At 58.4% G+C, this 9,069-nt stretch carries 4 protein-coding genes; all 4 read right to left on the reverse strand.

The features are described 5' to 3' along the window. Positions 1–95 precede the first annotated feature (95 nt). A complete protein-coding gene (locus WA354_RS00005) occupies positions 96–2,567 on the reverse strand; it encodes an ABC transporter permease (protein WP_472810950.1) in 2,472 nt (823 codons plus the stop codon). Positions 2,568–2,589: 22 nt separating this feature from the next. Further along, positions 2,590–5,013 carry an ABC transporter permease gene (locus WA354_RS00010; protein ID WP_472810951.1) on the reverse strand — a complete coding sequence of 808 codons (2,424 nt, stop codon included), beginning with the start codon at positions 5,011–5,013 and terminating at the stop codon, positions 2,590–2,592. Between the two features lie 25 nt (positions 5,014–5,038). Next, positions 5,039–7,570, reverse strand: a complete 2,532-nt coding sequence (locus WA354_RS00015; RefSeq protein ID WP_472810952.1) for an ABC transporter permease — start codon at positions 7,568–7,570, stop codon at positions 5,039–5,041. A 12-nt stretch (positions 7,571–7,582) separates the two neighbouring features. Then, on the reverse strand, positions 7,583–9,069 hold a 1,487-nt coding region (locus WA354_RS00020), incomplete at its 5' end, for an FtsX-like permease family protein (RefSeq protein WP_472810953.1).

Consider the following 9,069-nt stretch of genomic DNA (forward strand, 5'->3'; position numbering starts at 1 on the left):
CGAATGGTGAGATTGATGCGGCGCAACACCCAGGTTTCGGCGTGACCGGTTTTATAACTGCGTTCGATATTCTTCAGGTCGATCATGATGTTTGTTTACTCCGATCTCAAAGCAAGAATTGGGTCGACTGCGGCTGCCCGGCGCGCGGGTAACCATGCAGCGAGAAACGAGGATCCAGCAAGCACCACGGTAACAGCCGCGAAGGTAAGGGCATCATGGTCGCGAACACCGTAGATGTAGCTGCCGGCGAATCGAGCGGCGAACCATGCGAGTGTTCCGCCGAGGGTGAGGCCGATCGCGACCAGTACGACTGCGCGGCGGAGGACCAAGCCGAGAATGCTGGATTGCTGTGCGCCAAGCGCCATGCGAATGCCGATCTCGCGCGTGCGCTGGACAACTGCGAAGGATAAAAGCCCGTAGAGACCGACGGACGCGATCATGAGCGCGAGTGCTGCGAAGGCTTCCAGGAGACGCGCGATGAGCGTCTGACTTCCGAAAGAGTCTTCGACGGCTTGATGGATTGTTTTCACATCGGTGGTTGTGGCGTCGGGCGCCACCTCGTGCAGGACTTTGTCGAATTGCGCGCGCAGGGCATCGGCGGGCACTCCGGCTCGGATGGCTACCTGGATAAAGGCCGTTGCAATGCCGTAAAGAGGCGTGCCGGGATCGGTCTGCGCAAGGCAGAAGTAGATCTCAGGGCGGGTCGAATCGATCACGTTGAGTTGCTTTACATCCGCGATCACCCCAACAATGCGGATGTTGGCGAATCTGCCTTTTCCCATAGAGAGGATGTGGCCAACTGGATCCTGTCCGGCCAGGTATTTATCGGCGAAGGCCTTATTGACGACTGCAACCGCGGGTGACGTGGCAGTGTCGTCTTCAGTGAAGAAACGGCCGCGCACCATGGGAATTCCCAACGCGTCCACCAGGCCCGGAGAAGCAATGCGACCGTCGCCTTTGGGCTGCTGGTCGTAAGGAACATCTTTGTGGTCGAGCGAAGTGATGATGGTGACCATCATCTCGGAGCGCAGAGGTAGCACGGAACTGAGAGCAGCTACGCGCACTCCCGGGATGGCGCGGAGGCGATCAAGCAACGGCAGGTAAGACGTTGTCACAACGTTGCCGATGGATGGAGCTGTTTGGTCAAGATCGCTTTCACTCGCGTTAAGAATGACACCGCCGGTGAGGACGTTCTGCTGGGTGAATCCGAGCGGCACCTGGCGAAGAGCGTGGATGGTGCGAAGGAACAGTCCAGCGCCAACGAGGAAGACGAGGGTAAGCGCCAACTGGCCAACGACGAGGGCTTCACGCGCGCGGTTCGCGCCGGCGGAAGAGGTTGTCGCCACTCCGCCAAGGCTTTCGCGCACATCGTTGCGCATGGCTCTGAACGCGGGAAACAGACCGGCGATGAGAGCTGTGAACAGGGTAAGGCTAACGAGGCACAGTATCACGCGCCAGTCGACGTGGATGGTCTGTGCTACGGGTACTTTTCTCTCAATCTGGCGCCAAAGCAACTTGATTGCGGATTGTCCGAGCAGCATGCCGACAGCTGCGCCAATGATGCTGAGGAGAAGACCCTCAATGATGGTTTGTTGAAGAAGCCGGCGGCGGGTGGCGCCGAGTGCAGCGCGCACAGCATGTTCGCGCGTACGCGAGACTGCGCGGGCAAGCATAAGACTGGTAACGTTGAGGCACGCGAGCGCCCAGATGCCGAGGACAACACCATAGAGAAGCCATAGCGGCTTGCGGGCCGTCTCAATCAGCGACTGTTGATAGCCCGTAACTTTTATGCTGGTCGGCAACTGATCGCCGGTGACTTCCTTTGCAACGACAGCCTGGGTGCGGCTTAGATCGGCGGCCAGTTGCGCTGCGGACATACCGTCGGGAAGACGCGCGTACAGCGATCCGCCGATGCTATCTTTACTGGACATTGCCGAGCGCGCGGCCGGCGGAATTGCAGCCGGAGACCAAACCGACATTTTGTCGCCATACCAGAAGAAGAATCCTTTTGGCAGAACACCGATGATGGTGTAGGGTTCGCGGCGAATGGCCAGGCTTTTGCCGATTACGCTGGGATCCGCGTTGAAGACTTTGTGCCAGACATCATCTCCGATCAGGACCACACGGTTTCGTCCGGGCTGGTTCTCCTCTTCACGGAAGCCACGACCAAGAACCGGTTGAACTCCGAGCATGTCAAAGAGCCCTGCGGTGACGGCTCCGTGCGTGACCTGGTAACGGCCGCCGGGCCCAACGACGCTGGCAAAGGACGATCCAGCATTCAGGACTGCGCCGATCTTCAATCGCGGTCCGACGGCATCGCGCAGTTGCAGCATGTTTGCATAGGTCAGGTTGTAATAGGGCATGGGCCCGCCGAGCTCAATGGAGACGATGCGATCGGGATGTGTGTACGGAAGAGGGCGCAGAAGGATTCCGTTGAGCAGGGTGAAGACAGCAATGTTGGCGCCCAGGCCGAGAGCAAGCACAGCAACGACGGTCAGGGCAAAGCCTGGAGCGCGCCGCCACTGACGAAATGTGTATCGCACATCCTGCATCGTCGATTGCAACATGACTTCCCTTCTGCGCTGTGCGCTATTCAGTGCGTAATGCCCGCATGGGTTCGACCCTTGCCGCACGGCGCGCGGGCAGCCAGCTGGCGAGAAGAGAGGCCGCGAGCAGTACAACAGCAACTGCAGCGACGGCACCGAAATCAAGTTTGCCTACTCCAAAGAGCATGTTTTGCATCGCCCGTCCCACAAAAAAGGCGGCAACCAGGCCGATAGCCAGACCCGCCATTGCCAACAGCATTGCTTCTTTGAGAACGAGCCGAACGACCCGGCCTCGGCTTGCACCCAGGGCCATACGCAATCCGAGCTCGTGTTCGCGCTGGGCAACTGTGAAAGCCATGACGCCGTAGATCCCAATCGACGCCAGCAGCAAAGCCACTCCGGCAAACGCAGCGAAGAGCGACATGGTGAATCGGTCGTCGGCAAGCATCAGGCTTTTGACTTCATCGAGCGTGCGCGGTTCTGCAAGGGCGATTTGCGGATCAACCGCATGTACGGCATTGGCGATGCTTCGCGTCATCGTTTCTGGATCTACCGCGGTGCGAACGCCGATTACGGCGGAGGGCCACGGTATCTGCCAAAACGGAATCTCGATTTCAGGGAAATCCTGGCGAAAGCCGCCGGCGCGCACATTATGAAAGACGCCAACGATTTGCCATTGAATGTACGGCCCCAGTTTGGTAACTCCCGGAATCAACTCTTCGACATTGATTCGCTGCTGGAGCGGGTCTTTGCCCTTGAAATATTTCTGCACGAATTGTTCATTCACCACCGCGACATGCACAGTGTCGGCGGTGTCTTGATCGGTGAACGCGCGGCCGCGTGTAATTTGAATACCGTATGTCTTGAAATAGTCGGGCGTTACCATGCCGAAAGCTGAGCCGGGTCTCTGGGAAGGATCAGCCACGTCGGGTTGCCCCGCGATGGTGAACGGCATTCCGAAGCCGGGTCCCTCAAGTGGCAATCCAACCGAAGCGGACGCGTCGAGCACGCCGGGCACGGATTTGAGGCTCGTGAGCATCTGCTGGTAGTACGCGATGATCACCTTGGGATCTTTCGGGCGAGCATCCGGAACAGGCAGCGAGAATGTCTGCACATGCACAGTGTTGACGCCAAGGTCGACGCGGGTGAGATTCCAGAAGCTGTGGATGGCAAGGCCGGCGCCCGTGAGCAGCGCAAGCGCCAACGCAAATTCGGCGACCACAAGGACCTTGCGCACGCGCTGGCGGCCCGCGCCTGTTCCCGATCTCCCACCCTCCTTGAGCGTTTCGCCCGGATCGATACGGGTGGCATACCACGCCGGCGCGCAGCCAAAGAGCAGGCCTGCGAGCGTTGTGGCTGCAAATGAAAACAACAGAATGGGCAGATTGAGACTGAGATCGGCTTCAGAAGGAAGCGTGCCCCGTGGCATAGATGCAACCAGCCAATGCAGGACCGCGGCTCCTACTCCAATGCCGAGAACTCCGCCAAGGCATGCCAGAAGCAGATTCTCCGTAAGGAACTGCGCGAAGATGCCTCTGCGCGAGGCTCCAAGGGAGCTGCGAATTGCGATTTCTTTCTGCCTTGAGGTGCCTTTCGCAAGCAGCAGGTTTGCGACATTCACGCATGCGATCAGGAGCACAAAGCCGACAGCACCCAGAAGCATCCACAAGGTCTGAATTCGCTCCTTGGGAAGAAAGTCATTCTTCAGCGGCTCTACAATTGCACCCCAACCTTTGTTGCTTTTCGGAAATGCCTTGGCAATATTGTCAGTGACGGAGTCCATATTGGACTGCGCCTGCTTCATTGTGACGCCGGGTTTCAGACGGCCCATCGCAAGCAGCCAATGGAAATCATGATTCCGCTGCTCTGGCTTAAATACGAGTGGCACGATAAGCCACTGATTCAAACGATCTGCCTGTCCTGGCGCCATCACTCCGACCACGGTGTATGCGGTTCCATCGATCTGGAGTGGCTTGCCGATGATATTGGGATCAGAGCCTAGACGTTTCCAAAGCTTGTTCAGCAGAATGACAACGTGATCTCTACCCGCGACGCCCTCTTCCGGCAGAAAGTCGCGGCCATAGCGAAAGGGTGCACCCATCATGCGATACATGCCGGGAGTTGTTTGCTGACCTTCCAGGTACTCCGGTTGATCCTTCGTTGCAAGGTTGAAGCTGCCACCGGTGAAGGCGTTCAAATCCTGAAAGACGGTGTTCTGGTTTTTCCAGTCAAGAAAGTCCTGCGCGGCAATCCCGTTACGACCTCCCTGAATCTTCGACCACACCATGACAAGCTGGTCGGGCTGAGGATACGGCATGGGCGCCAGGAGCGTGGCGTAGACGATAGTAAAAATGGCGGTATTTGCACCGATGCCCAAGGCAAGCGTAAGTATGGCCGTGGCCGTAAAGACGGGAGACTTGCGCAACTGGCGCATTGCGAACTGCAGGTTCCGAAGTATCGATTGCATCTGAGTCTCCTTTCTTTCGCTTGTGCTACTCGGTGCGCAAAGCTTGCATTGGTTCGACTGCAGCAGCGCGGCGCGCCGGCAACGCTGCGGCCAGGGAGAGCATGAATATGGTGACGATCACAGCCGCGCAGAGCGTGAGCGGATCAAAGATAGATACACCGAATAACTGGCTGCGGAAGAGTCGGCCAAGTGCGACAAGAGAAGGCAAAGCCACGGCAGTTGCAACCGCAGCGACGATCGCCATCTCGCGGACGATGAGGAGAACGATGACAGATCGCGATGAACCCAGAGCGAGCCGCACGCCGATCTCGCGAGTGCGCTGCTCAGTTGAGTAGGCGAGAACGCCGTAGAGTCCAACCGCCGCGAGAATCAACGCAAGCGCGGCGAAGCCTATGGCGAGAAAAGCCAGGGCGCGCTCGTCAGATGCACTGCGCTCGACCTGCGCATCCATGGTGCGCAACCCCTCCACGACGAGCGTCGGATCAAGCTGATGAATGGTCTGCCGAATCGCGCCTTCGAGGGTGCCGGGTGGGGGCGACGTGTGTATATAAACGACGACATCTCCAGGATGCTTCTGCTGCAGGTAGGGCTGGTAGACCGCGGGCCCGAGCGGAGTGCGCAGATCGGTGTGGCGGATGTCGCCAACTACGCCAACTATGGTGATGTTGTAATTCGGCTTGTTGCTTGAGCCTTCCTGCAACTGGCGACCGATGGCATTTTGCGGTGTGCCGAAGAAGCGTTTGGCGAAGGCGAGGTTGATGATGGCAACTTCGGGCTGTCCCTTGGTATCGGCGGCGGTGAATTCCCGGCCTGCCAAAACCGGCTGACGAATGGTGGCGAAGTAGCCGGGCGTAATGCGGGGCTCCTCAAAGTTCATGCTCTCGTCTTCCGCAGGCTTGTATCCCTGAACAGAGTAATTCGATGTCTCTGTGTCGCCTGACAACTCCGGATCGTTGTTAGCTGCGACCGAGACGACGCCGGGAATTCGACCCAATGCCTGGATGGAGTCAGTAACGATTTTGCCAGTACGATCCTCGCCGTACCCTGAATTGGTAGGATTCAGCGAAAAGGAGACGAGGTTTGCGGTTTCGAATCCGAGCGGCTGGTGACGCAGATTATCGAAGGTGCGGAGAAAAAGACCGGCACCGCCAAGCAGCAAAACGCTGAGCGCGATCTGCGCGCCTACTGCGAACTTGCGGAAGCGTTGCGAATCTTTGGAGAGTGTTCCCGTATTTTGCCGCAGAGCGCCGGCGAGTTGAGGACGGAGGAAATGGAAGACCGGCGCGATGCTGAAGAAAAGGGTGGCCAAGACAGACAGTCCCAGCGTGAAGAGCAGAATGCGTGTGTCGACTGCAGCCGAGTAGGGCTCAGATCCCGGATCGGAGTTGGTGAGAATGCGTACCAATGAGGTCGCAACCACGGGAGCCAGCAGGATGCCGGCCACCGCACCGGTCAGGCCGAGAACTGTTCCTTCGATCATGAGTTGCGAAACAATGCGGCTGCGACGCGCGCCAAGTGCATAGCGCATCGACATTTCACGCCCACGATTGGCGGCCCTCAGCAGCAGAAGAGTGGCAACGTTGATAGCGCAAAGGACGACGAGCAGGCAGGCCATGCTCATCAAGATAACGAGGGGCTTCTGAAGATCAGTTCGGTCGGGATTGAACCCCTTGGAGTCGTCGAGTACCCGGAACGTGGAGAGATCGACAAAATTCTTCCGGAACCTCTCGCTGGTTTGTTTAAAGAGAGGAAGTTCGTTGGCACGCAAGGTATGCCACAGGGTCCGCATACTTGCGTCGGCCTGCTGGCGTGTGACTCCCGGCTTGAGGCGCGCAACCAGCGTGAGCCAGGCGGACTGATGATTCTTGAGATCGTCAATGGGAGCACGCCACGGAATCGCGATATCGACCATGCTGGTGGGCACGAAGACGCTGGGACGATATCCGCCAATTGCGGAGTCGAAATTTGGCGGTGCAACTCCGATGATGGTGAAGGAGTGACCGTTGATGAGGATTGTCTGGCCGACGACGTTCGCCGCAGCTCCGAGGTGAGTGCGCCAGTAGTTATAGCTGAGCACCGTGAAAAAATTGGAGTCCTTTGCGGTGTCGTCCTGGGGCGTGAACAGGCGTCCGGCAGCCGGCTTCAATCCGAGCAGTTGGAAATAATTGCCAGAGACAACCTCGGCATCGTCGTTCTCAGCCTGGTTGTGCCACGAGAGACCTACCTGCGCTTTGTCTGCTGCGAGAATGCCGCTGAATACCTGGTTTTGATCCCGCAGGTCTTTATACATCGGGTAAGAGAAGTAATTGTGATGATCCTTGGTGTCCCCGCCGAAGCTGCTCATGGAACCGTTGAATGCTCCATTCCATTCGAAGCGGACCAATTCCTGCGGCTTCTGCACGGGAAGCATGCGGAGAAGGACCTGATCGAACATGGTGAACACGGCAGCGTTGGCGCCGATGCCCAGCGCAAGCGTCACGATGATCGTGATGCTGAAGCCAGGCGATTTGCGCAACTGCCGCAGCGCGTACCGAAGATCATTGATGAGCGAATTCATTGTGACCTCTCCTTATTCAGTGCGCAGGGCCTGCACGGGATCAATGGAGGCAGCACGGCGCGCGGGAAGCCATGCAGCGAGTGTGATTGCGAGGGCGAGCACGCCAATCGCGATGATTAATGAGAGAGCATCGAGCGGATGTACGCCGAAAAGCACTGAGGCCTCAAGGCGTGTGGCAGCGATGGCGAGAAGCAACCCAAGCGCCAGGCCCACGGCTGCCATGCCTGCCGTATCGCGAAGGATGAGCAAGGCAGTCGTTTCGCGGGATGCGCCGAGCGCCATGCGGATTCCGATTTCGCGTCGGCGCTGGTTGACCCGAAACGCGAGAAAGCCATAGAGGCCCACGACTGTGAGCGCAAGTCCGATGAAACCGAGCGCGCTGACGAGTTCAGCCATCATCTGATAATTGCCCGCGGAATATCGGATGAGCTCAGGCAATGAAGTGAGCATCACCGGGTCGAGTAGTGGATTGGCGTGAATGAAAACCTGGCGGGCGGTTTGGGCGAGAGCCATGGCATTTTGGCTGGTCTCAATGACGAATGTGATTTCGCCCATCTGCGAGAGGTGGAAGGGCAGGTACATGTACGGTTCCGAGATCTCGCCAATCTGGTTGATGGGCGCGTCTTCAGCGATGCCAATGATGCGGGCATCGAGATCCTTGCCATTGAGGAAACCGGGAAGGTGAACGACCTGGCCGATGGGATCGGAGGCGGGCCAGAACTTCCGCTCCATCGCCTGGCTGATTACGACATTTGTCGGGCCGTTTGCATCGTCTGCGGAAGTGAAGCCACGGCCGCGCAGGACGCTTGTACCGGTGACGTTGAGGTAATCGGGGCTAACCGCGTTGTACTTGATCTCGAGCGGGTCGTGTATCTCGGGATGACTTGGCAGCGTCGCCTTGGCTGCGATTCCGCCCTCGGAGAGCATGAGCGCCGAGCGAATGGCATAGGCCACGTGCTGAACCCCGGGAAGAGCGCGCAGATTGGCGAGCACGGCATCGCGCAGCGGCGCTTCGGGTTCTTGTGTAAATGCCACGAGTACCTGATTGCGGGTGATACCGATGTCGTTTGTCTTCGTGTTCAGGAAGCTGCGCACCAAGGTTCCGGTAGAGACCAGCAGGGCAAACGAGATGCCGATCTGCAACCAAATAGCTGCGCGACGAAATGCCGGTGTCCGACCGGTTGTGCGCCCAGCGAAGCTTGCCTGCAAGGCCGGAACCAGCTCAGGTCGCCGGACCTGTACAAGTGGAACAAGGGCGAGCATTAACATTGTTGCCGTCGCCAGCAATCCACCAAACACGAAGACACGCCAATCGATGGCGAAGCGAGTTGTGGATTCCCAGGAGGAAAGCATGGCAGGCTCTGAAACGAGCAGGCGCGGGGCCAGCGCGGCAATCGCCGCGGCAACGCCCAATCCGGCGATCCAGCCCAGGATGCAGAGCAGCGTGTTCTCAATCAAGAGTTGCCGGGCGACGACCCAGCGCCTGCCACCTAGAGATA

Source organism: Occallatibacter sp., from assembly GCF_049802275.1.
In the GTDB taxonomy this organism is placed as follows: Bacteria; Acidobacteriota; Terriglobia; order Terriglobales; family Acidobacteriaceae; genus Telmatobacter.

Bases quoted from the DNA above. Each gene is read 5' to 3' on its own strand.
- WA354_RS00005 (WP_472810950.1), bottom strand. From the start codon at position 2,567: ATGTTGCAATCGACGATGCAGGATGTGCGATACACATTTCGTCAGTGG.
- WA354_RS00010 (WP_472810951.1), bottom strand. From the start codon at position 5,013: ATGCAATCGATACTTCGGAACCTGCAGTTCGCAATGCGCCAGTTGCGC.
- WA354_RS00015 (WP_472810952.1), bottom strand. From the start codon at position 7,570: ATGAATTCGCTCATCAATGATCTTCGGTACGCGCTGCGGCAGTTGCGC.